The sequence below is a fragment of the Hymenobacter arcticus genome (assembly GCF_054779975.1).
This window is the reverse complement of sequence record NZ_BAAGXF010000002.1, coordinates 30506-52726: the sequence shown is the minus strand read 5'-3', so window position 1 is coordinate 52726 and position 22221 is coordinate 30506. Positions and strand designations below refer to the sequence as shown.

Here is a 22221-nt window from a genome sequence, read left to right as displayed (position 1 = left end):
CCGATTCCAGAGGCGTTCCAGGCGCAAATGCTGGCACTCAATACGCTGCTGGCTGCCGTGCGCGGCCAGGACGTGCTGGCGGGCACCGACGTGCGCGATGCGTCCAACCGCTCGAACCGGGACTGGCCCTTGTGGGAAGTCGAGTTCAGCCATACCTATGCCCACGGGGTGGAATCCTGCCGCATCGCCGCTACCATTGCCCAGGCCTGCTCCGTGCAGGAGGAAATAGGCGCATTAACGGGTAGCTGGCGGGCCGAAGTCTGGATAGACGTTGCCCCCAACCGCCTCGACCTGCGGGGCTCGCAATTGCTGGCGGATGGCGACTTAGCTACCCCCACTGCGTTCCTAGCGGTAGTGGTCACCCTGCTCGACTATGCCCGCATGGCGCTGGCACAGGCAGCCCAGCAGTAGCCAAGAAACCTCATGGCTTCGTTTCCGGCTGTGCTTTTTCCTGCCTCAAGACTCCCGTAGACCCGCGAGTAGGAGAGTAGCCCCGCTCACCCTGAGGATTTCTATACCTTCGCTCGCATGAAAGCCCACCTCCTGCTTGCCCTAGTGCTCCTGCCTTCACTGGCGCACGCCGATGCGCTCAGTGCGTATGGGGCAGGCTTAGCCTTTTTCGCGCTGCTTATGTTAGGGGTGACGCTACTAGTCGTCATCGGCTTCCTTTTCGTGATATATAACTGGCCGCGGTGGTCAGGAGTGCCCTATGTATTGGGTGTTCCCCTGCTGGTACTGACCTGGGTGCGCTTGCAAGCCGACTATCCTGGGCAAGTGCTCAACTCACTGTGGCTGCTAGTCCTGCTGCTCAACGGCCTAGTGTGGGTCCAAGCATTCCGGCCTCGGCCGATACGACTATTGGGGACGCTGGCTATCCTAACCGGGAGTATAGGTATAGTAAGTACGCTTTTCGACTTTCCCGTCTTGCCGCCCTACCACCATTCTGAGTACGCCGCCGAGCCGGCTCCCCCGCCCGAGCGCCCCGTAATGCCCGCCGTAAGCGATAAGGTGTACACCTACGTGGAGGACATGCCCAAAATAGCAGATATTAAGTCCCTTATCGAGCAGCGGCTGGTGCTGCCTCCCAAGACGCAGCGCGGGCACGTATTCGTGCAATTCGTGGTCACAAAGGCAGGCGTGGTGCGCCACCCGCAGATTGTGAAGGGGTTGCGGTCCGGTGTAGATTCGGCCGTCGTGGCGGCTGTGCGCCACCTGCCGGCTTTGGCACCCAGCACGCAGTATGGGCAGCCGGTGAATGTATCCTTTACCATATCTGTCGATGTGGGGAAGGAATAGTCGCACTAGCCCATCCGAAATCAAAAAGCCCCGTCGATTACTCGCTTGTCCTTACCCAAAACTTTTCCCGAATTTGCTGAGGCAACGCAAAGGCTATTTTTGGCTGGCTGACCCCGCTTGAAAAGTGGCAAACCAGCTAGGCAACCGCGCAAAAACGCCCTTCCAGCCACATGGCCGGAAGGGCGTTTGAGTTTTGGGTAAGGACAAGCTCTTCGTGAGGGCCGGGCTTTTTTACGCTCTTCTTTTGGCTTTCCAGAAGATGGGAAAACGACTATTTTGCGGCTACGAGCAACCAACTGAATACACAGTTACTCACCAAACGCTCACCGGGCGGGCGGCGGCCTTGTATCTTGTGTAGAAATAGCCTATTCCTTCTCTTTTCCTTTTCCGCTATGAAGCAGCTTTACCGCTGCCTGCTGCCCGGCTGCCTGCTGGGCGCGGGTGTGGCGCGGGCGCAAGCCCCTACTCTTACCCCTACTCCGCCGCCGGCGCGCGTCACCATCAGCGGGTACGTGCGCGACCAGGCTACGGGCGAAAACCTCATTGGGGTGGCCGTGGTACAGGCCGGCACGGGCCAGGGCACGGCCACCAATACCTACGGCTTCTACTCGCTCACGCTGCCCACGGCGGGGCTCGACTCGGTGCGGCTGGTGGCCAATTACGTGGGCTATGAGCGGCAGCGCTGGGCCGTGCCGGCCACTGGCAGCGCCAGGCACGACTTCCGGCTGCCCGCCGCTACCAACGAGCTGGCTGGCGTGGAAGTAGTGGGCGACCGCCAGGCCGCCGCCGACGACCACGGCCCGCGCAGCACCCGCATGGGCACCATCAACGTGCCCATCGCCCAAATCAAGAGCCTGCCCAAGTTCATGGGCGAAACCGACGTGCTGAAGGTGCTGCAACTGCTGCCCGGCGTGCAAAGCGGCGGCGAGGGCACCAGCGGCCTCTACGTGCGCGGCGGCTCGCCCGACCAAAACCTGATTCTGCTCGATGGCACGCCGGTGTACAACGCGGCGCACCTGTTCGGCTTCTTCTCGGTGTTCAATGCCGATGCGCTGAACAACGTGGAACTCATCAAGGGGGGCTTTCCGGCGCGGTACGGGGGACGGCTGTCGTCGGTGCTCGATATTTCGATGAAGGAGGGCAACGCCCAGCAGCTGCACGGCGAGGGCGCCATCAGCCTGGTGGCCTCGCGCCTCACGCTGGAGGGACCGATTAAGAAAGACGTGGCCTCGTTCATCATCTCGGCGCGGCGCACCTATATCGATGTGGTGGCCCGGCCGTTCATTCAGGCGCAGCTCAAGCGAGAGCAGCAGGCTGGCTCGGTAGGCTACTACTTCTACGACCTCAATGCCAAGCTCAACTGGAAGGTGAGCCCGCACGACCGCCTCTACCTGAGCGCCTACCGGGGCTACGATAATTTTTACGCCAACCTGCACGATGCCGACGAAGCCTCCACTGATTTCCGGCGCTCGGATAGCCAACTGGGCTGGGGCAACCTCACCAGCGCGCTGCGCTGGAACCATGTAGTGAACGACCGGCTGTTTGCCAACACGCACCTCACCTACAGCCAGTACCAGTTCGATATTGGCGAGGGCAATGAGCGGCGCTACCTCAGCCAGGGCCAGCCCACCACCAGCACCAGCGCCCTCAGCTATCTATCTAGCATCAAGGACTTTACATTTAAAACGGATTTCGACTATTTGCCCTCGCCCGACCACTACCTGCGGTTTGGGGGGCAGCTGATTCGGCACGCGTTTCGGCCGGGTGCGGTGGTGCAGCACGGTAACACCGACAACCTGGCCAGCGCCTCGGCGTCGGGCAGCCGCACGGCGGGCACCGAAAGCGCTGTATATGTGGAGGATGACTACCGCCTCAGCGCGCGCCTGAAAGTAAATGCCGGCCTGCGCCTGAGCAGCTTCTACGTCGAGAATAAGCTTTACCCCTCCCTGGAGCCCCGGCTGGCCGCCCGCTACATGCTCACCGATGAGTGGGCCCTGAAGGGCTCCTACGCCCGCACCACGCAGTACGTGCACCTGCTCACCAACAGCGGCATTGGGCTGCCCACCGACTTGTGGGTGCCGGCCACGGCTGCGGTGCGGCCGCAGGTGGCGCACCAGTTTAGCCTGGGGGCGGCCCGCACGCTGCGCCACGGGGGCGAGGAGTTTGAGTTCAGCTTCGAAACGTATTACAAGCCCATGCAAAACCTGGTGGAATACCGCGAGGGCGCCAGCTTTTTGAATACTACCGACGGCGACTGGCAAAGCAAAATCACGAGCGGCCGGGGCTGGGCCTACGGCGGCGAGCTGTTTTTGCAAAAGAAAACCGGCCGCACCACCGGTTGGCTGGGCTACACCCTGGCCTGGAGCAACCGCCAGTTTTCGGAGCTGAACCAGGGCCGGGTTTTCCCCTATAAGTATGACCGGCGGCACGATATTTCGCTGGTGGTTATTCACCATTTCAGCCCGAGTGTCACGCTGTCGGGCACCTGGGTGTATGGCACTGGCAACGCCACCACGCTGGCCTCGGGGCGCTACCAGCTGGGAACGGGGCAGATTTTTGACGATTACGGCGACCGCAACTCGTTTCGGATGGCGGCCTACCACCGCTTCGACCTCGACCTGAGCAAGACCAAGAAAAAGCGCTGGGGCGAAGTAGTCAACAGCCTGTCTATCTACAATGTGTACAGCCGCCAGAACCCGTACTACCTGTACTTCGATGCGGCTTACGTGGACTCTCAGGGGGTGGTGCAGAAACCGGCCACTTACAGGCAGGTGTCGCTGTTTCCCATCATTCCGTCGGTCAGCAAGGCGTTCAAGTTTTAGGTTGCTGCCCCCTTCTCTTTTGCTTCAGCTCACTCTATGAAATCAGCTTTTCTTCTGCTCGCCCTGGCGGCTTTGGCCAGCTGCGAAAGCGTCGTGACCGTGACGCCGCCGGCGCACACGCCGCGCCTGTCGCTTAGCTACACGCTCAGCAACCAGCCGCCCACTGCCGGCTACCAGCAATATTTCAGCGAGCGCGGGGCCTTTGCCAGCACCAGCCAGGCCATTCTGGCTAATAAAAACCTGGAGGGCCGCGCCGATGCCACCATCGAGCTGCGCGATGCCAGCGGGCAGGTAGTGGAAGAGTTTCGGCCCGATACCAGCCGCTACGCCCGCCTGCCCACCGATTACCGCTACGGCAGTTACATCCCGGTGCGGGGCTACGTGGGCGTACCGGGCCAAGCCTACTTGCTGCGGGCCAGTGCGCCCGGCGTCGAGGCCACAGAGGCCTCGATGACCCTGCCGCTACTACCAGTTGTGGAGGCGGTTAGCTACGTGCCGCAGCCCCCGCCCACTACTAGCAACTTCCTCGCTACCCCTTACTACGGCCAGTTATCGTTCGCGATTGCCGACCCGGCGGCCACTACCGATTACTACGTGGCCTACGCCACGGCCCTCGACGCGGCCGGCCGGCCCTGGGGCTTTGCTGGTGAGGACGAAGGCCCGCGCACTACCAGCGGCCCCACCGTCAATCTCAACCGCTTCGCGCTTTCCTCACCCAGCAACACCACCGCCATTATGCCCGTGAGCGACGCCGGCCGCCAGGGCCAGCGCCTGCTGTATAGCGGCCCCATCTGGCTATACTACGGCGGCGGCTATGCCTCCAACCAGCCCGCCCCGCCCCCGCCGACCTACCTAGAACTCACGGTGAGCAGCATCCCGGCCAGCACCTACAACTTCTACCAGTCGGTGCAGCGCTACCGCGAGGCCAATGACAACCCCTTTGCCGAGCCCGCGCCGCTGCGCTCCAACGTGCAGGGCGGCTACGGCCTGTTTGGGGGAGCCACCGATGTAGTGCTGCGCATTAAGCTGTAAAAAGAAGCCAGCTTGGCGCAGCCAAGCGTATCTGCGTAATCCGTTAAATCCGTTTGAATCTGCGGTCAATCAGGGGGTCACGATTCGGTAACATTCCGTTTGCACAATAGCAGGTTAATTTTGTGGGCCGGCTACCCACTCCGGTTTCTTTTATATGTTCGGACTTGAACCCCATGTGTTGCTGCTGCTAGCAGTTTGTTTGCTAGCAGCTTGCGCGTTTGAATTTGTCAACGGCTTCCACGACACGGCCAACGCCGTGGCCACCGTTATCTATACCAATACGTTGCGGCCCTGGGTGGCCGTAGTGTGGTCGGCGTTCTGGAACTTCATCGGCGTGTTTGCCGGCGGCATTGGCGTGGCCATGGGTATTGTGTACCTGCTGCCCGTCGAAAGTTTGGTGGACCAGAACGTATACCACGGCATTGCCATGGTGGGCGCGCTCATTGTGGCGGCCATTATCTGGAACGTGGGCACCTGGTACTACGGCATTCCGTCGTCGTCGTCGCACGCGCTCATCGGCTCCATTCTGGGGGTCGGCATCGCGTTTTCGCTGCTGCCCGGCGGCAAGGGCGCGGCCGTAAACTGGAGCAAGGCCGGCGAAAGCGGGATGTCCTTGCTGCTGAGCCCGGTACTCGGCTTCACGTTTACCATTCTGATGATGTTCTTGCTCAAGCGGTTTTTCCCGAGCAAGGCGCTGTTTAAGGAGCCTCACAAGCGCAAGCCGCCGCCCCTGTTCATCCGCCTCACCCTCATTGTAACCTGCACGCTGGTAAGCTTCTTCCACGGCTCCAACGACGGGCAAAAAGGCGTGGGCCTTATCATGCTGATTCTCATTGGGATAGTGCCCGTGCACTTTGCCATCGACAGTTCCAAGAACCCCCTCGACCTGCGCGACTCGCTCACCCGGGTAGAGTACGTTATCAACCGCCTCAACCCAGCTGACCTAAGCGCCCCCGACCAGCAACTGCTGGCTGAAGTGCGCGCCCAGGCAGCCGACCTCGACCGCGTATTTGCGGGCAAAACCAAGGTGGCGGAGCTGCCAACCAATGCCCGCTTCGAGATTCGGCGCGACATCCTGCTGCTCGCCAACCGCGGCAAAAAGCTGCTCGGCTCTGAGCGCGTGAGCCTCAGCACCGCCGACCGCACCAACTACGAGGCGGCCGTGGCTCAGATGAAAACCTTCACCGACTACGCCCCTTGGCAAGTGCTGCTGATGGTATCGCTGTCGCTGGCCTGCGGCACCATGATTGGCTGGCAACGCATCGTAAAAACCATTGGCGAGCGCATCGGCAAAGAGCACCTCACTTACGCCCAGGGCGCCAGCTCGGAGCTGGTGGCCGCCATTATGATTGGCGTCAATACCCAGTTTGGCCTGCCGGTTTCGACCACGCACGTGCTCACCTCGTCCATTGCGGGCAGCATGGTGGCCAGCCGCGGCGTCAAAAACGTGAACCCCGAAATGGTGCGCAGCATCGCCTTGGCCTGGATACTTACGCTGCCCGTTACCATGGTGCTGTCGGGCGCGCTGTTCCTGTTGTTCCGCTCGTTTACGGGGTAGTGAAATATAGCGCGGACTTTGAGAGTCCGCGCGTAGAACGACCCACGCGCGAACTCTCAAAGTTCGCGCTACCAACAAAAAAGCCAACCTGGTTAGGGTTGGCTTTTTTTGCTAGGCAGGTTGGCTAAGTCAACTAGTGGTAACCTGGGAATAATCCCAGCTTCACTGAGTTATCCACTTATCAACACTAAAAAAGGGCCTTTTTGTGGATAACTTTTCAGTCAGTGGGTCCCTTACAGGATAATGCCAGGAACTTTCGAGTTTTCCACCAGAAATAAGTCTACTTGGGCCACTGCACCTCCAGGTCATCATTAATGAAGACGCCGAAGTTGACAAATTGCAACATCCCTTCCTCGAAGTACATGTCAATCATCGACTTTTCGTAGGACAAGCGCACCTCGCCGCCTTCCATCGTTTCGACTTCGGGGGCGGCCTGGCCGTGGCGCTTCATGAGGTCTTTTATCCGGTCGAGCGGCTGACCGTGGATAACCTCACCAAAGAGGCGCAAGTTGGGGTTGTCGGTTTCAATGCAACTCAGGCGGAAGTCGTCCTCCCGGTCGAAATACAGCGAGAGCAGGTGGTCTTCCTCGTAGTAGTTCCAGGCCTGGTGCTCGAACTCGTCCTCGTCTTCAGACTCGTCGATTTCCTCGGGCTCACCCACCAGGGTGCGCACCTCGTCCATGGTGGTGCCAAAGCGCAGCGGGCCCATGCCGGTGCCCAGAATGATTTCGTTTTCCTCGATGCTGCTGGGAGTGGTCGTCGGGGTGCTCATGGGAAAGGGGTTTTGTAGTTAGGGCAAAGGTAGAATGTGCAGCGTGTAGGGTAAGCTTCAGCTTGCCGGGCATCCGCACCGGCGGGGCACTTGCGCGGGTGCCCGGCAAGCTAAAGCTTACCCTACATTTCACTTGCCATACTGCGCCTCGAAGGCGGCTTTTTGGCGTTGGTAGTCGGGCAGGGCCACGGCGGCGTCCCACTTGGTTTTGAAAATGGCGGCGGCTTCTACTTTATCCACATCGGGATGTGGATTACGGGGCAATTCGGCGCGGCCGTGGGCACCGCTCTGGCCTTTTTTGTCGGCGGGCACGGGGCCGGCGTATTTCTTGCCGCCCGCGTGGTTGGCGTAGCGCCGGGCGCGGGTGTAGCCCATCTGCAAAAACTTGCGGGCCATGTCGGCCCCCACAAAGTCCTCGGCCTTCAGATAAGCTTCCAGCAGGCTCCAGATGGCCGCCGACGACTCCTGGGCTGCCGCCGCATCCTTGAAGCGCCAGTGGGGCAGGATTTCGCCCTTGTAGGGCTGCACCAACAGCACGCCCTGCTCGCCCCGGCCCACGCGGTACAGCTCGGGGTGCGCCCGAAAATCAACGGTGTCAAAGTCCAGGGTGTAGTCGAAAGGCATGGCGGCAGTTTTCTTTTTGGGCGCAGTGGTTTTCCACAGCCGGTTTCTCAGCGGCCGCTTTTTCAACGGCCGCCTCTGGGCCAGGGTTGGCCAGGGCAAGAGCAAACGCGAGTTTTCCACGAACCGAAGTTTTCCACAGGTTAATAAGATGAATTAATTTCTTTTTAAAAAAAGCTCTTCTTATTCTCATCCATCAGGGCAGTGGATAAGTTGATAACTTTCAATAGTTATCCACAGCGTGGATAACAAGTGGGTAACTACGGGCTTATCCACCACCTATCCACAGGCAATGTGCATATCATTCGGGTCATTCTGAATAACTTAACCTAGTTATCCACTATTCACATTAGTTATCCACTATTCACAATCCACAGGGGGCAGGGTGTGTGGATAGTGTTCGTGGACGGTGGAAGTTATCCACCGTTATCCACAGCGCTGATTAGCTGCTAGCCGGGTCGGACTACCAAAAAAACTTGTCCCCATTTTATCCACAGGTTGCCCACACCTTTCCCCAGGGTTATCCACACAAACCCGCTCCTCTCCCGTTGCCGGTGGATAACTCGGTGGATAACTAGTGGAAAAACGCCAAAAGCCGCGCCCAGTAACTGGAAACGCGGCTTAGTTATCCACTTTTTATGAAAGGCACCGGCTCAAAACCAGAATTTGGTGTGTCTTATGCACAATCGCCCACCAAACCGGGCAAGTAGCTGAAAAACGCCCAACCGCCCCCGTGGGCTACCAGCGGGCGGCCGGCGGTAAGGGGCAACCCGGCGGCGGCCCACCCGCCGGCAGCGTAGCGCGGGCGGCTAGAAGCTGAGCTTGTTGCTCAACTCGAAGCCGGAGCGCACCTGGATTACCTCGGGGTAGAGGTAAATGGGCTCGGCGGGCAGCACGAGGTCGGGGTCGCCGCTGCGCCAGCGGCCATCGCCATCCTGGTCGATGAGCACGCGCAAGCGGTATTTGCCGGGAGCCAGGTAGGCGAAGCGGTAGGTGCCGCGCGGCGAACGCACTTGCGCCACCACTTGCAACTGCTCGTTGAGGAGCTGCAAGTCGAAGGTCTTGACCTGCGTCTGGATAGTGCCGGTAATGAGGCCGCTGGGGTCCTGGTCGACCACGGCTAGGCGCAGGGGCCGGCGCAAACCCAGCGACTGCCCCGTAACGGCCAGAATAGCCATAGTATCGAGGCGAATTTCCACAGTTTTGAGTGCTTTCGTATCCAGGGTCACCAGCAGCTCGGTGCGGCTGGCACTCAGCACGGCCTCGGTGGGCACTTTCAGGGCGTGGGTTTTGAGCGAGTCCTCGGTGAGGGTGCCGGGGCTACGGCCGGCCACCAGCTCCACGGGCACCGGAAACACGAATTTTACCTGGCCCTGGCGGTACACGGTGCGCGGGTTGCCAGCCACCAGGGTGCCCGCCACAAGGGTCTTTTTGCCCGCCGCCGTGGGCACCGGGAAGCGCAGGTTGAGGGTGTCGCGGCGCTCGTTGCCCGTGCTGTCGGTGGCCGTGAGCAGGTAGCGGCCATCGCTCAGCACTGGGGTTTTGTAGATGAGCAGCGAGCGGCCAACGTCGGCCGGCTCGGTGGCATTTTGGATGGCGGCTGGCGTAGCGCCGGCCGCCGGGGTCAAGGCTGCCAGCGTGGCCGTGCGCAGGCCTTCGTTGAAGGTTACGCGCGCCGAAGTGGCCGTAGTTTCGAGGCCGGTGCGGCGCGGGGGCAGGCGGTCGGGCCGCACCAGGTGCAGCACGCGCGGCCCGGTGGTGTCGGTAACTGCGAGTGGTTTAGGCAGATACGCGATTTTTTCGCCGTCGTCGAAGCGGTTGTTGTTGTTCTTATCAGTCCAAGCGTAGAGCTTGTAGGCCGCCACGCGCACAAAGTTGATTTGAAACGCGCCCTTGTCGTCGGTGCGGGTGAGGTAGTAGGGCTGGCCCCGGCGCACGGTTACCGTGTCGGTGGTGCGGTAGAGGCCCACCACCACGTCTTTGGCGGGGCGGGTGGTGAGCAGGTCCACCACCGAGCCACTCACCCGGCCCGAGTCGAGGGTGGCCCCGGTGCTGAAGCTCAGGGCCTGGTACTTGGCCGGCAGGCTCTCGGTCACGTCCACAATGGCGTTGCGAAAATTGAACGAGTAGGTGGTGTTGGCCTCCAGCGGCTTCTTAAAGAGCAGGGTGACGAAGTCGCGGTCGGGCCGCACCGAGTACGAGTTATCGGGGGCCAGCTGCGGGGTAATGAGCAGGTTCTTAGGCAAATCCTTGACCTGAATGGGCTCCGAAAACGTGAGGCGGATAAACTGCTGCTTCACGTTGCGGGCGGCGCTGTCGGGCGAGGTAGCCACGAGGCGCGGCGCGGCTTTGTCGCGCGGGCCACCCTGCGGCGAGCTGATGGCCGCGCAGCTGCCCAGCGCTAGCAAAGCCAACAGCGCCAGTCCCGAGCCAACCCATTCCGGGCTAGCAGTCAACTTATTACTCACTAAAAAACGGAAAGGAGCGCGAAAACCCATCAGAAATACCAGCGGCGGAAAAACGTGTGCAAAAGTACCTCGCCGGCTACGGCCGGGGCTAGCGGCCCGCGGCCGCCCGCTCGGCTACGTACACCAGGCTCGAATATTGCCCGCCGTGCTGCGCCGCGTACTGGTTGGATTTGTAGCCCGCCCGCAACACCGCCAGCGGCCCACCGGCCCGCTCGGCCGCCCGGTTGCGCTCGCTCAGCATACTCACGTAGTAGGCATCGAGCCGCAGTGGCAGGGTTTGCGTAATGCGCAGGCCGTGAGCCGCTAACAGCTGGCGCATGGTGGCCGGCACGAAGTGGTAGAGGTGGCGCGGCACATCGTACGCGGCCCAATCCTGGCGGTAGTGCTGGGCGTCGAGGCTATCAGCGTTGGGCACTGCAATCAGCAGCTTGCCACCCGGCTTGAGCGCCGCAAGTAGCTGACTGAGTGTATCATTAAGCGTATGCACGTGCTCCAGCACGTGCCACAGCGTAATCACATCGAAGCTGGCGGCGGGCAGCGTGGCCAGGGCCGTGGCCTCCAGAATGGGCTGGCCCACGCGGGTGGCCGCGTCGTGGCGGGCGCGGTCGTTGGGCTCCAAGCCCGTTACTTGCCAACCGGCGCGCTTGGCCCCGGCTAGGAAGTGGCCCGTACCGCAGCCGTAGTCGAGCAAATTGCCCGTGCGGCCCGCATTAATCCGGGTAATGAGCGCCACCTTGCGCCGCACCGTGAAGTAGCGCGCCGCCTTGTACACCCGGTTTACCAGGCCCTGCGCCGCTGAGTTATGCGACACATAAGTATCTGACTCATAATACTTTCCAATAACCGCCGCCGTGGGCCGGGGATTGGTAAATTGGAACCCGCAGGCCGCACACTGCTGAATGGTAAACGTTTCCTGGCTCACCGACCGGTCTTGCACGCGCAGCTTGTCGCGCAAGTCGGTACTGCCGCACACCGGGCAGACGGGTAATAATTCGGTCACTTTGTTGAAAAAAGAAAAATCAAAGTAGACCGTCATGCTGAGCTTGCCGAAGCATCTCTGCCACGAGGGTAATCCTAATAATTAGAGAATACTCTCGTGGTAGAGATGCTTCGGCAAGCTCAGCATGACGGTCTTTTTCAGGGCGTTATCATTCAGCGATTCAGATACACCATCAGCACCGACACATCGGCCGGGCTTACGCCGCTGATACGGCTGGCCTGGCCCAGCGTTTCGGGCTGAATTTTGAGGAGCTTTTCGCGGGCCTCGTGGCTGAGGGCCGGCATGGCCCCGTAGTTCAGGCGGCCCTGAATGTGGAAGTCTTCCAGCTCGCGCATGCGCTGGGCCTGCTGCTGCTCCTTCTGCAAGTAGGTTTCGTACTTGGTCTGGATAATAGCCTGTTCCTGAGCCTCTTCGCTGAAGGCGGCCAGCTTCTCAGCCAGCTCGGGCAGGTAGGCCGTAAGGTGCGGCAGCTCGATATTGGGCCGGCGCAACAGGTTGAGGGCCCGCGTTTTCTCGTGGATTTCGGCCGAGCCCTGCGCCGCCAAAAAGCCGTTGATGGCCGCGGGCTCGATGCCAAAATTGGCGAGCACGGCCAGCACGGCGGCCGTGTCGGCCTCCTTTTGCTGCACGCGGGCCAGGCGCTCGTCGCTGGCCAGGCCCAGGGCGTGGCCCAGCGGCGTAAGGCGCAGGTCGGCGTTGTCCTGGCGCAGTAAAATGCGGTGCTCGGCGCGGCTCGTAAACATGCGGTACGGCTCGTCGGTGCCCTTGTTGATGAGGTCGTCGATGAGCACGCCGATGTAGGCCTCGTCGCGCCGCAGCGTGAAGGCCGGCTTGTCGTGGGCGCGCTGGTGGGCGTTGATGCCGGCCATCAGGCCCTGGCAGGCAGCCTCCTCGTAGCCGGTGGTGCCGTTAATTTGGCCCGCCAGCCACAGGTTGCGCACCGGCTTGGTTTCGAGCGTATTCGTAAGCTGCGTGGGCGGGAAAAAGTCGTACTCAATGGCGTAGCCGGGCCGGAACATCTTGGCCTTTTCAAAGCCCGCGATTTCGCGCAGGGCGCGGTACTGAATGTCCTCGGGCAGCGAGCTGCTGAAGCCGTTCACGTAGCATTCCACGGTGCTCCAACCCTCGGGCTCCACAAAAATCTGGTGGCGGTCCTTGTCGGCGAAGCGGTTGATTTTGTCTTCCACGCTGGGGCAGTAGCGCGGCCCCAGGCCCTTGATGCGCCCCTGAAACATGGGCGATTTCTCAAAACCCTCCTTCAAAATCTCGTGCACCCGCTCGTTGGTGTACGTGATGTAGCAGGGCCGCTGCTCGGTGAGCCGGGGCGTGTCGAGGTACGAGAAGCGGCTGGGATTTTCGTCGCCGGCCTGCACCTCCATTTTGGAGTAGTCGAGCGAGCGGCCATCCACGCGGGGCGGGGTGCCGGTTTTCATGCGCCCGGCTTCCAGGCCCAGCTCCACGAGCTGCTCGGTGAGGCCGCGGCTGTTTTTTTCGCCGGCCCGGCCGCCCCCAAAGTTCTTTTCGCCAATGTGAATGAGGCCGTTGAGGAACGTGCCGTTGGTGAGCACCACCGTTTTGCTGCGGAACTCGATGCCCAGCGCCGTGCGCACGCCCACGCACGTGCCGTCCTCTACGAGCAAGCCGGTAACGGCTTCCTGCCAAAAATCGACGTTCGGAATCTGCTCCAGGGTCAGGCGCCAGGCCTCGGCAAAGCGCATGCGGTCGCTTTGGGCGCGCGGGCTCCACATAGCGGGGCCTTTGGAGCGATTCAGCATCCGAAACTGAATCATGGTGCGGTCGGTGATGATGCCGCTCTGGCCGCCCAGGGCATCTATCTCGCGCACTATCTGGCCTTTAGCCACGCCGCCCATGGCGGGGTTGCACGACATCTGGGCGATGGTGTTCAGGTTCATCGTGGCCAGCAGCACTTTCGAGCCGAGGTTGGCGGCGGCAGCGGCGGCTTCGCAGCCCGCGTGGCCCGCGCCCACCACAATGAGGTCGTAATCTTCTTGCTGGAACATAAGCGCAAGGTTTCGCAAGGGTAAAAGAGGTTTCGCAAAGGTACGTCTGCCGGTAAGGGCGGCTCACGACCCCAAGTTGGTGACAACGCGCCCGGCCGTAACTTAATTCTCACCGCTTCCCGAACTACCCCGCGAAACCTCTTTTAACCTGGCGAAACCTTGCGCGAAAACGGAGTGGGCCAGGGCTACTCAGCCTCGTCGGCCAGGTCCTGGGCCTGCCGCTCGCTGTGCAGGAAGGCGGCCTGCCGGTTCACGTCCTCCCAGTTGAAAGGGCGCCAGCGGTGGGTGCGTGAGTTGAATACCTCGGTGGCCGTGGGGCAGGCCCACAGCTTGTAGTCGAACTTGGGGTAGCCGTGCACCAGGTAGCCGGGGTAGTAGTAGGCCAGCCCGTGGCGGCGGGCGTGCTCTAACTTAAGCAGCATTAGGTACTTGCCCAGGCTATGCTTGTGGTAGCTGGGGTCGTAGAAATTGACGATGCCCGCGATGCTGTCCGTACCGTTGTCGAACACGCCGGCCGCAATGAGCTGGGTGCCGTCGCGCACCTCAATGACGTGGGTGTCGAAAACGTTGTGAGTGCCGCCATCCAGCAGCAAGTCGGCCAGCGAGGGGTTACCATCGAAGTCAACCGACTGATAATAAGTATTATACAGGTTGTTCAATTCCGGCGAAAGCCGAAATGGCCGGGTAACTACTTCAAACCGCTCGTTGAGCCGAAATAGGCGGCGCTGCTTGGGGCCGTAGGCGACCTGGGCCACGGCCAGGCGCAGCCAGTGCGTGGTGTAGAGGCCGGTTTCGAGGGGCAAAAACTCGCAGGTGAACAGGTTTTGCCCCATGCGGTAGTAGCCCTGACCGAGGTAGTAATCCAGAAAATCGCCGGGCAGGCGGGATAGCGCGACACTCATGCCAGCAAAACGTGCCCCGCCCTAAAAGGTGCGCAGCGAGAGGCAGTAGTCTTCTTTGCGGCGCATGGCCGTCTGGCTCAGCAGGTCCTTGTCGTGGTAGCCCAACAGGTGCAGCACGCCGTGAATCATGACGCGGTGCAGTTCGTCGCGGAAGCTGATATTCAGGTCTTTAGCATTGTCAGCCACGCGCTCTACGCTGATGAATATGTCGCCTTCGAGCACTTCGGCATCGTCGGCGTTATCAAACGTGATGATGTCGGTGAGCGTGTCGTGGTTGAGGTACTCCACGTTGAGCTTGTGTAGGTACTCATCCGAGCAAAAGATGAACGTGAGCTGCGCAATGCGGTACTCGTGCACCACGGCAATGCGCTCAATCCAGGCCACAAGGTCTTCGGCGTCGTGCAGGCCGAATTCGGGCACGTCTTCGACTACAAACTCAATACCGGGGGCTTCGAAGTAGCGGACGCCGGCGGCGGCTGGTACGCTCATGCGGCGGCTTGCTCGGGGGTGGCGGCGGGGTGCAGGGCAAACGTCAACTCCAGGCGGCGGCCGTCTTTGCTGAACTCCACCTCATCGGCCAGGTGGCGAATGAGGAAGATGCCGCGCCCACCCGGGTTTTCGAGGTTTTCGGGGGCCGTGGGGTCGTCGAGGTTGTTGAAATCAAATCCGGTACCCTCGTCCTCAATCTCAAACTTCAGCTGGTTTTCGTTGACGTAGAGCGAGAGGTACACGTTTTTGTCCTTGTCGAACTTGTTGCCGTGGCGAATGGCGTTGTTCACGGCCTCCGTCACCGCCACCATAATATTGCCGTAGATGTCGTCCTCAATCTGGAACGTGTCTTTGGAGTTATCAATGAAGCTCTCCACGACGCGGATATTTTCCACGAGCGATGGAATCTGAATTTTAACCTGCTTCATACTGGGGGTAGCGAAGGAATAGAGAGGGCGGCGCGGCTAACGGACGGCAAAAGTAGAAAATGTCGGGCAAAAAAACAGACTGGGCCGTAGCATCGTGGTTTTCGGCCACTTGGCCCGGCTTTGCCTGAATTATATTAGTAGCAAACCGCCTCTACGTACGCTGGTTGATGAGGTTACGGTTCAGCTAGCGATTTTTTTGGAAATACTCACTCACTTTCTGCTGATAGTAAGGAGTTAGCGTGGGTTGCTGTCGGCGCAATATTTCTGTTTGTTGGTCGGGAGCGGCCGTTTTATACTTCTCGAAGGCCGGTGGAAAGACGGGCGGATGATTCTGCGCTGACTGCGCCTCGCGCTTGGTGTCCTGGTCGCGCTCGCGGGCCGATTTTTCGGCTTCGAGCAGGCGCGTCAGTATCTGACGCTGGCGCTGAATGGTTTCTTCGGTGAGGCGCTTGTTGACGAGGTCCGTCTCGGTTTGCTCCATCATCTTCTTCATTTCGGCGGCATTGCCACCGCCGCCCTTGCCGTCTTTTTCCTGGCCCGGCTTGCCCCCGTTTTTACCCCCGTCTTTGCCATCCTTGCCTTCTTTGCCGCCGGGCTTGCCGCCGCCGGGCATGTTGCCCAGTTGCTGCATGGCCTGGCGCAGCATCTGCTGCTGGCCGGCCAGCTTGGCCAGCTCCTGCGAGAGGGCGCGGCCGGTTTTGCCGCTTTGCTGGAGCTGCTGAATCTGCTCGTTGAGCTGCTGCTGCATCTTGCCCAGGCCGCCCGCGCCGGGCGAGCCGCCCTTGCCTTTTTTCTTGCCCTTGCCGCTGCCGGGCTTGGCGGGGCCTTTGCCCTGCATCTGCTGCATATCCTGCTGCATCTGCTTGAGGGCGTCGGAGAGCATGAGGGCCAGGTTGTTGACGCTCGTCATGGCCTGCTGCTGGGTGGTGGTGGCGCGGGCCACGTCGCGCTGCTTGATGTGGGTGAGGCTTTCGTCCATGCGGCCGTTCATCTCGCCCACTTCACGGGTCACGAAGCTCTGAATCCGGGTTTCGCGCTTGGCCAGGGCGTAGAGCGAGTCCTGGATAATCTGGGCGTCGTCGCGCAGCTTGCGCTGGGTTTGGCCCAGCTGCACAAAGCGCGGGTCGGTCTGGTCCACGGCCCGGAAGTCCTTCATCAGCTTTTCCTGGTCAAAGCTGAGCGTCACCAGGTTATCGAGAATGTCGCGCAGGTCGTCGATGTTCTGCTGCTTTTTCTGCTGCTCGTCATCGCTGGCCTCCTCGCGCATTTTCTTGGCCATTTTGGCCATACGCTCGGCAGCGGCTTTCTGGCTTTGGCTGGCCTTCTGGTTCTGGTTTTTGCTGAGCTGCTGCTCGCCTTCCTGCATCTCCTGGTCGGCCTGCTGCTGGTCGGCCTTTTGCTCGTCCAGCTCATTCTGGTCGCCCATCTCCTTGTCCTGCTGCTTGAGGTCTTTAAGGTCCTCCTTCAGCTGGTTGAGCTCTTCGCGCCGCTGGGCCTGCTCCTGCTGAAGCTTTTGGTTTTCAGCTTTTTGCTGCTCAGCACTCTGCTTATTATCGGGGTTGTTCTTGTCGTTTTCGGCGGTTTTTTCGGCTAGCTTCTGCTCGTCTTTGGCGAGTTGGTCGAGGCGGTCGGCAGTTTTCTCGGCCTTTTGTTCAAACTGCATCTGCTTGAACATTTCGAGGGCGCGGTCCAGCTCCTTTTGCAGCGTATTTTCTTTGTTTTCAAGCTGTTGCAGCAGCTTCTGCATTTCGGCGTCGGGCTTCTTCTGCTCGTCGAGCAGCTTTTGCAGCTTCTCGTATAGCTTCTTGGTTTCGGGGTCGAGCAGGTCGCTCATCAGCTTTTTCAGCTCCTCCGCTTTTTGGGCCAGCTCCTCGCTTTTGGGGTCGAGCTGGTTTTGCTGCTTTTGCAGCTGGTCGAACTGCTTCTGCATCTGCGACACCTGCTGGTCCATCTGCTGCTTCTGCTCCAGCATGTCCTGGAGCTGCTTGCGGTCCTGAAAGCTTAGGTCGCGCTTGGTTTTGAGCTTGTCCTGGCTTTGGGCCAGCTCACGCTCCAGCTGCTTGCTCTGCTTGGCCGCCGAGCTGAGCTGGCTGGCCACCGCATTAGCCGCCGAGGCCAGCTGCTTATCCTGCTCGCGCCGGCTAGGCAGCCGGAACTCCAGGGGCCGAGAGCGCGTGCTCTTCGGCCCGTGAATACCATCATTATCAACGGCTTCCACAAAGTATTCGAGGCGGTCGCCGGGGCGCAGGGTTAGCGGGGCCAGGTTCCAGGTGTAGGCGTAGGTGCCGCCCGCGCCGCCGGGCAGGCTTAGCGCTCGGCTGGTAAAGCCGCCGCCCGCATTGGGGCCTGTGCCGGCCCGGTGCAGGCGGTAGTGCAGGCGCAGCGCCGTAAGGCCATAATCATCAGTAGATGAGCCGCCTAGCGCCAGAAATCGCAGCGAGGTAGTATCCGAAAACGCTTCCACCGTGAGGCTGGGCGGCGCGTCGGGCACCACCGTGAGCTGGTAGCTAATGGGGTTGGCGTTGGCGCTGGCCGCGTTGCGCAGCTGCACTAAGTAGGGCTGCGAGCGCAGCGCCCGTCGCTCGGCCACGAAAGTCTCGCCGTTGCGGGTGGCCTGCACCAGTTCGGCGGGGTTGTCGAAGCGCAGGGCCAGGGCCTCGGTGGCGGCGGTGCTGAACTCCCAGCGCAGCTGGCTGCCCTCGGGCACGGTGAGGTTGCCGCCGTTGCGCAGGGTTTCAGTGCCGCGGCCGGTATAGCTGGGGTAGGTCACGCGCACCGTAAAGTCGCGCAGGTCAGGCCGTTCCACTACCGTGAGCTGGTACTCGTCCGACACGAAGCCCGCGCCGCTGAGCTGAAACGTTACGTCCTGCGCGGGCTGCTCGAAGGTGTAGCGAAACTCGCCGGGGTGGCCGGGCACTGGCGTCAGGGGGCGCTCGGGGCCGTCGGGGGTAAGCAGGCTGAGGGTGGCGGGCAGGGCTTTGCCGGTTACGGCGGCGTTTAAGGTAAAGCTTTCACCTTTAAATACTTGTAGCTGCTTGTTCTTAATGACAAAGCTAAACGGCGCGGGCCGCGAGTAGCGGCGCTGGTAGTGCCAGATGCGGCTGGTGGGCTGCGTGATGAAGCTCGGGAAAAACGCCAGCGCCAGCAGCAGCACCGCCAGCGGCGGCAGTACGTACTTCCATAGCGGCCGGCTTTGCTGCTGAATGTCAATGCCTTGGGCAAACGACACGCCTTGCAGCTGGGCGGCGCGCTGCTCCAGGCTGGCCAGCAGCAGCTCGTTGCCGCGGGCCTGGCCTTGCAGCTGGAGGGCGTTGAGCAGGCGGTCCTGCACCTGCGGAAACAGCTCGCCCACCTGGCGGGCGGCCTGCTCGTCGCTCAGCAGGCGGCGCAGGTTGGCCAGCGCCGTCAGGGGCTGCCACAGCCAGCGCCCCACCGCGTACACGGCCAGCGCCAGAAAGCCAAACAGCAGCCCCGCCCGCACCACTGGGGGCAGGTAGAGGAAGTATTCGAGGGTGTTGAAAACCACGAACAAGCTCAGCAGCAGGGCCGCCGCTACCAGGCCGCCGCGCACCAGCAAGCTGAGGTAAAACTTGCGCTTGTAGGCTTCCAGCTCGGCTCGCACTTGAGCCAGGGCCGGAAAATCAGTTGAAGAAACCCCGGCTGCCGCAGCCGGCCGGTCCGCTACCATCGTCATAGGCTAAAGGGGGCGGGCGTGTGGCGGCCCGCGCCGCAACAAGTTACACCCACTCGGCCAACGCCGCCGGGGGGGCGGGTAGTTCGGCCGCGCCGCTGGCGGGCGCTAGTTGGGGCCGTAGGTGGGCGGGGCCGCGGGCGGGCCAGGCGGTCGCAGCTTGCGCAGGCGCTTGTCGAAGGCGCGGGTGGAGTGCCGGTGCTGGCCCGCCTTGGTAGTGATAACCACTACGCCCAGCCGGGCCTCGTCGGGGCCCAGCTGGCGGGCGGCATCAGCCTTCAATATGCTGACGGTGGCAATATCATTAGGGTTAAGGTCGGCCAGCTTTGTTGAGTCGCGGCGCTGGCCATCTACGTAAATCACCGCCAGCGGACCTTTGTGCCGCCGCTCATCTATCGTAAAGTGCATGCCGCCCGCGGATAAGGCGGGTGCTGGCTGACCGCGCAGGCCCCGCACGGTATCCGCCGCCTGGGCGCGGGCGGCGGCTGGCAGCAACGCCCCCGCTACCGCCAGGGCGACCAGTTGACTCAAAAAGTATTTCATTAATACAAATTATTGATTGATAATAAGTTGTATAAAAATCGCTTTTAGCTTAACGCCACCGTGTAGGCCTGGTCAGCCGCTCACTCCTCGTTCAGCCACTTCATGGCCGTCCCTTCTTCGCCAAAAAAACCGACGATGAACGGCCGGCCTTGGTAGGCCGCCAGCGGCTGAAAATCGGGGCCGGCCTCAATAAGGCCGCGCAGGGTAGGGCCTACCAGGTAGGCCACCCGCAGCGGCCCGGCCAGCTGCTCGGCCATGTCGGGGAAAAATTCGGTGAGCAGCCACTGCGTGGTGTGGGGGTCGTTGAGGTTGCGGCGGCGAATGTCTTGCAGCCAGCGCCGGGCTCCGTGGCGCAGCGCGGCGTCGGCCAGGCGCTCATACTGGGCGGGCAGCTCGGTGGGGGCGGGCTGGTAGCCCCAGCGGCCCACCAAAATGGCCAAATCGGGGCGATAAGTGAGTTGTAGCAGCTCGGGAGCCGGGTCAGTCGTCATGCAGAAAGCAGAAAAGGCGAACCGCTAATGTAGCAGGGCCTTTCCCAAGTGGCGAGCAGCCCAGGTTACTTATTTCTGAAGACTTTTTGAAGTTTAATGCGCCAGGGTCAGGCGCTCGCGCACCTGCTGGTAGCGCTTTTCGCCGTTGCTGAGGGTGGGTGGGTGGCCAGGCCGGTGAGGGGCCAGTTAAGCCCAACCAGTAGTCAGCCCGAAACAGGAAACGGGCGGGCAAAGGCCGCGTACTGCCTTCACCCGCCCGCCTAACCGCTAGCTTACTTCGCTACGGGCTGGCCTTGCTCATCAAACAGCAACTGCTGCCGTTGCCCACCATCCGTAAAGACGGCTTGGTAGCGCCCAGGCTTGCTCCCATCTATCAAAACGCTTTCCAGCTTGGCGTTGGGATACGTTTTGGTGACGTAGGCCGTGGTGGCAGCCAAGCCGGCCTGCTGCGCCGCCGTAGCCGCCTGCACGGGAAACTGCTCGTTAAAAGCCAGCACGGCCGGCGCATTGGCGTTGGCTTTGGTCGTAATCAACACCGCGCCCTCGGCCGAAGCCTGCCCCAGCCCCAGGGCCTGCAAGCGCTTCGCATCCTTCACAACACTTACGGAGGCAATATGGTCGGGGCTAATCTTGCTGAGCGCATCAGAGGTAGTGACCTCACCGTCAACGTAATAAGTGGCCTTGCTGAGAGATTGCTTTTGTGCCGACACCGGCGTAGGAGCTACCTGCGCGTGGGCCGCTGAGTAGCACAGCGCCAGTGCCAGCACGAGCGGCGCGGCTAGTAGGTAGCGCCCCAGTTGGCGCGTAGTCGAAGCGGGTTGGTTGAGCATGGTAATGCGGTTTTTGAGGGTGAGAAAGGAGAAGTGAAATGCCAGGGCGGGCGCGGGCACGCCGCCCGGCTGCTGCCGCAGCAGGCTGTATTGGTAGGCGCGGCGGTCGAGGCCGGTTTGCAGGGCCGCGTGGTCAGCCAGGTATTCGAGGTTGTCGAGCACGGCGCGGCGCAGCAGCCAGGCCGCGGGGTTCATCCAGGCCAGGGCGGTGGCCAGCTGGGTTAGCAGCACATCGAGGGTATGGAGCTGGCGCACATGGGCTTGCTCGTGGCGCAGGGCCGGGGCCAGGCCGGCCGCATCGGCCAGCGTGGCCGTACTTAGGTAAATGGTGCGGCCAAACGAAAACGGCCCGCCCGCGCCCGCCAGCACCCATACCCCCTGGCCCAGTACCACGGCCGGCCGCGCGCGGGCCCGCACCAGCACCAGGCTCACCAGCTGGCCCACCAGGCGCAGCAGTAGTAAGCCCGTGCCCAAGGCATAAATACTTAGCACAAGTAACTTGTAATCAATACTATGTATTTGTGCAGCGCTTGCCACCGGGCCCGCAGTAGTAACCAGCCCAGCCGCTGGCAGCAGCGCCGCCGGAGCCGGCAGCCACCCGGGCACTGGCAGCGCCGGGTACCCGGCCGCAAACAGCAGCGCCAGCAGCAGGTAGGCGCGGTTCAGCTGGAAAAACGTGAGCCGGCGCAGCAGCCCGTAGTAGGCGGCCGCAAACAGCAGCAGCACCGCATTGGCCCGCAGCAGGTAGTCAAAAAGGGCCGCCATCGCTACTCGGGCTTTTGCTGTTCGATGAGCCGGATAATCTCCTGCAAGTCGGCGGCGCTCACCTTTTCCTCCTTGGCAAAAAAGGAAACCAACTCCTTATAAGAGTCGCGGAAGTGCTCGCGCACCAGCGCCCCCAGCGAGCGGCGCTGGTAGTCCTCGGCGCTCACCAGGGCCGCGTAGCGAAAGGAATTGCCCAGCTTTTCGGCGCGGCAATACTGCTTGCGCTCCAGGTTGCGCAGCGTGGAAGCCAGCGTGGTGTAGGGCGGCCGCGGCGCGGGCAGCGCCTCCAGCGCCTCTTTCACAAAGGCCGGGCCGGTGTGCCAGAGTGCGCGCAGGGCGTCTTCTTCGGGTTGGGTGAGGCGTTCCATTTTACTTATTACGAATTTTTCGTAATACTACGAATAATTCGTAATAAGTAACGCAATTCATCCCAACTTTTTTGTTGATGCATTAAAAAAGGGGCTCCTCCTCACTGGAAAAGCCCCTTTTCAT

General features: G+C 61.4%; 18 protein-coding genes. 5 read left to right on the top strand and 13 right to left on the bottom strand.

Annotated features, from left to right (window positions below; translation table 11 throughout):
• Positions 1-27 precede the first annotated feature (27 nt).
• The 5 genes from ACYVGC_RS03810 to ACYVGC_RS03790 all read left to right on the top strand — a co-directional run bounded on the left by ACYVGC_RS03810 (position 28) and on the right by ACYVGC_RS03790 (position 6708).
• Positions 28-411 (top strand): hypothetical protein, encoded by a 384-nt coding sequence (locus ACYVGC_RS03810; protein WP_460582463.1) that lies wholly within the window; start codon positions 28-30, stop codon positions 409-411.
• Between the two features lie 117 nt (positions 412-528).
• On the top strand, positions 529-1296 hold the full coding sequence (locus ACYVGC_RS03805; RefSeq protein WP_460582462.1) for an energy transducer TonB: 768 nt from the start codon (positions 529-531) through the stop codon (positions 1294-1296).
• A 392-nt stretch (positions 1297-1688) separates the two neighbouring features.
• Positions 1689-4118, top strand: a complete 2430-nt coding sequence (locus tag ACYVGC_RS03800) for a TonB-dependent receptor (protein ID WP_460582461.1) — start codon at positions 1689-1691, stop codon at positions 4116-4118.
• A gap of 36 nt (positions 4119-4154) precedes the next feature.
• Positions 4155-5150 carry a DUF4249 domain-containing protein gene (locus ACYVGC_RS03795; RefSeq protein ID WP_460582460.1) on the top strand — a complete coding sequence of 332 codons (996 nt, stop codon included), beginning with the start codon at positions 4155-4157 and terminating at the stop codon, positions 5148-5150.
• 154 nt (positions 5151-5304) lie between these two features.
• Positions 5305-6708 (top strand): inorganic phosphate transporter, encoded by a 1404-nt coding sequence (locus ACYVGC_RS03790; RefSeq protein WP_460582459.1) that lies wholly within the window; start codon positions 5305-5307, stop codon positions 6706-6708.
• 280 nt (positions 6709-6988) lie between these two features.
• Here ACYVGC_RS03790 and ACYVGC_RS03785 read toward each other — a convergent pair whose 3' ends face one another.
• From ACYVGC_RS03785 to ACYVGC_RS03725, 13 genes are all read right to left on the bottom strand, one after another.
• Positions 6989-7480, bottom strand: coding sequence for a hypothetical protein (locus tag ACYVGC_RS03785; protein WP_460582458.1), 492 nt, complete (start codon positions 7478-7480; stop codon positions 6989-6991).
• Positions 7481-7609: 129 nt separating this feature from the next.
• Complete coding sequence (locus tag ACYVGC_RS03780; protein WP_460582457.1) at positions 7610-8104, bottom strand: DUF4385 domain-containing protein; 495 nt, start codon at positions 8102-8104, stop codon at positions 7610-7612.
• Positions 8105-8910: 806 nt separating this feature from the next.
• Positions 8911-10557: an Ig-like domain-containing domain gene (locus tag ACYVGC_RS03775; RefSeq protein ID WP_460582456.1), complete on the bottom strand. Its 1647-nt coding sequence runs from the start codon at positions 10555-10557 to the stop codon at positions 8911-8913.
• A gap of 100 nt (positions 10558-10657) precedes the next feature.
• A complete protein-coding gene (locus ACYVGC_RS03770; RefSeq protein ID WP_460582455.1) occupies positions 10658-11605 on the bottom strand; it encodes a methyltransferase domain-containing protein in 948 nt (315 codons plus the stop codon).
• A gap of 116 nt (positions 11606-11721) precedes the next feature.
• Positions 11722-13590 carry a tRNA uridine-5-carboxymethylaminomethyl modification enzyme MnmG/GidA gene (gene mnmG, locus ACYVGC_RS03765; protein ID WP_460582454.1) on the bottom strand — a complete coding sequence of 623 codons (1869 nt, stop codon included), beginning with the start codon at positions 13588-13590 and terminating at the stop codon, positions 11722-11724.
• 185 nt (positions 13591-13775) lie between these two features.
• A complete protein-coding gene (locus ACYVGC_RS03760; protein WP_460582453.1) occupies positions 13776-14492 on the bottom strand; it encodes a GNAT family N-acetyltransferase in 717 nt (238 codons plus the stop codon).
• Between the two features lie 21 nt (positions 14493-14513).
• Positions 14514-14981 (bottom strand): rRNA maturation RNAse YbeY, encoded by a 468-nt coding sequence (gene ybeY / locus ACYVGC_RS03755; protein WP_460582452.1) that lies wholly within the window; start codon positions 14979-14981, stop codon positions 14514-14516.
• On the bottom strand, positions 14978-15409 hold the full coding sequence (locus ACYVGC_RS03750) for an ATP-binding protein (protein ID WP_460582451.1): 432 nt from the start codon (positions 15407-15409) through the stop codon (positions 14978-14980). The genes ybeY and ACYVGC_RS03750 overlap by 4 nt, the downstream gene beginning before the upstream one ends.
• A 184-nt stretch (positions 15410-15593) precedes the next feature.
• Complete coding sequence (locus ACYVGC_RS03745) at positions 15594-19103, bottom strand: DUF4175 family protein (RefSeq protein WP_460582450.1); 3510 nt, start codon at positions 19101-19103, stop codon at positions 15594-15596.
• A gap of 105 nt (positions 19104-19208) precedes the next feature.
• Complete coding sequence (locus ACYVGC_RS03740; RefSeq protein WP_460582449.1) at positions 19209-19643, bottom strand: hypothetical protein; 435 nt, start codon at positions 19641-19643, stop codon at positions 19209-19211.
• Between the two features lie 80 nt (positions 19644-19723).
• Entirely contained in the window at positions 19724-20134 is a 411-nt protein-coding gene (locus ACYVGC_RS03735) for a hypothetical protein (RefSeq protein ID WP_460582448.1), read from the bottom strand.
• A 272-nt stretch (positions 20135-20406) separates the two neighbouring features.
• Positions 20407-21729, bottom strand: coding sequence for a M56 family metallopeptidase (locus ACYVGC_RS03730; RefSeq protein WP_460582447.1), 1323 nt, complete (start codon positions 21727-21729; stop codon positions 20407-20409).
• Between the two features lie 2 nt (positions 21730-21731).
• A complete protein-coding gene (locus ACYVGC_RS03725; protein ID WP_460582446.1) occupies positions 21732-22097 on the bottom strand; it encodes a BlaI/MecI/CopY family transcriptional regulator in 366 nt (121 codons plus the stop codon).
• Positions 22098-22221 lie beyond the last annotated feature (124 nt).

Excerpts from the sequence above, each read along its gene's own strand:
- ACYVGC_RS03810 (WP_460582463.1), top strand. The coding sequence starts at position 28 with ATGCTGGCACTCAATACGCTGCTGGCTGCCGTGCGCGGCCAGGACGTG.
- ACYVGC_RS03805 (WP_460582462.1), top strand. The coding sequence starts at position 529 with ATGAAAGCCCACCTCCTGCTTGCCCTAGTGCTCCTGCCTTCACTGGCG.
- ACYVGC_RS03800 (WP_460582461.1), top strand. The coding sequence starts at position 1,689 with ATGAAGCAGCTTTACCGCTGCCTGCTGCCCGGCTGCCTGCTGGGCGCG.
- ACYVGC_RS03795 (WP_460582460.1), top strand. The coding sequence starts at position 4,155 with ATGAAATCAGCTTTTCTTCTGCTCGCCCTGGCGGCTTTGGCCAGCTGC.
- ACYVGC_RS03790 (WP_460582459.1), top strand. The coding sequence starts at position 5,305 with ATGTTCGGACTTGAACCCCATGTGTTGCTGCTGCTAGCAGTTTGTTTG.
- ACYVGC_RS03785 (WP_460582458.1), bottom strand. The coding sequence starts at position 7,480 with ATGAGCACCCCGACGACCACTCCCAGCAGCATCGAGGAAAACGAAATC.
- ACYVGC_RS03780 (WP_460582457.1), bottom strand. The coding sequence starts at position 8,104 with ATGCCTTTCGACTACACCCTGGACTTTGACACCGTTGATTTTCGGGCG.
- ACYVGC_RS03770 (WP_460582455.1), bottom strand. The coding sequence starts at position 11,605 with ATGACGGTCTACTTTGATTTTTCTTTTTTCAACAAAGTGACCGAATTA.
- mnmG (WP_460582454.1), bottom strand. The coding sequence starts at position 13,590 with ATGTTCCAGCAAGAAGATTACGACCTCATTGTGGTGGGCGCGGGCCAC.
- ACYVGC_RS03760 (WP_460582453.1), bottom strand. The coding sequence starts at position 14,492 with ATGAGTGTCGCGCTATCCCGCCTGCCCGGCGATTTTCTGGATTACTAC.
- ybeY (WP_460582452.1), bottom strand. The coding sequence starts at position 14,981 with ATGAGCGTACCAGCCGCCGCCGGCGTCCGCTACTTCGAAGCCCCCGGT.
- ACYVGC_RS03750 (WP_460582451.1), bottom strand. The coding sequence starts at position 15,409 with ATGAAGCAGGTTAAAATTCAGATTCCATCGCTCGTGGAAAATATCCGC.
- ACYVGC_RS03745 (WP_460582450.1), bottom strand. The coding sequence starts at position 19,103 with ATGACGATGGTAGCGGACCGGCCGGCTGCGGCAGCCGGGGTTTCTTCA.
- ACYVGC_RS03740 (WP_460582449.1), bottom strand. The coding sequence starts at position 19,643 with ATGAAATACTTTTTGAGTCAACTGGTCGCCCTGGCGGTAGCGGGGGCG.
- ACYVGC_RS03735 (WP_460582448.1), bottom strand. The coding sequence starts at position 20,134 with ATGACGACTGACCCGGCTCCCGAGCTGCTACAACTCACTTATCGCCCC.
- ACYVGC_RS03730 (WP_460582447.1), bottom strand. The coding sequence starts at position 21,729 with ATGGCGGCCCTTTTTGACTACCTGCTGCGGGCCAATGCGGTGCTGCTG.
- ACYVGC_RS03725 (WP_460582446.1), bottom strand. The coding sequence starts at position 22,097 with ATGGAACGCCTCACCCAACCCGAAGAAGACGCCCTGCGCGCACTCTGG.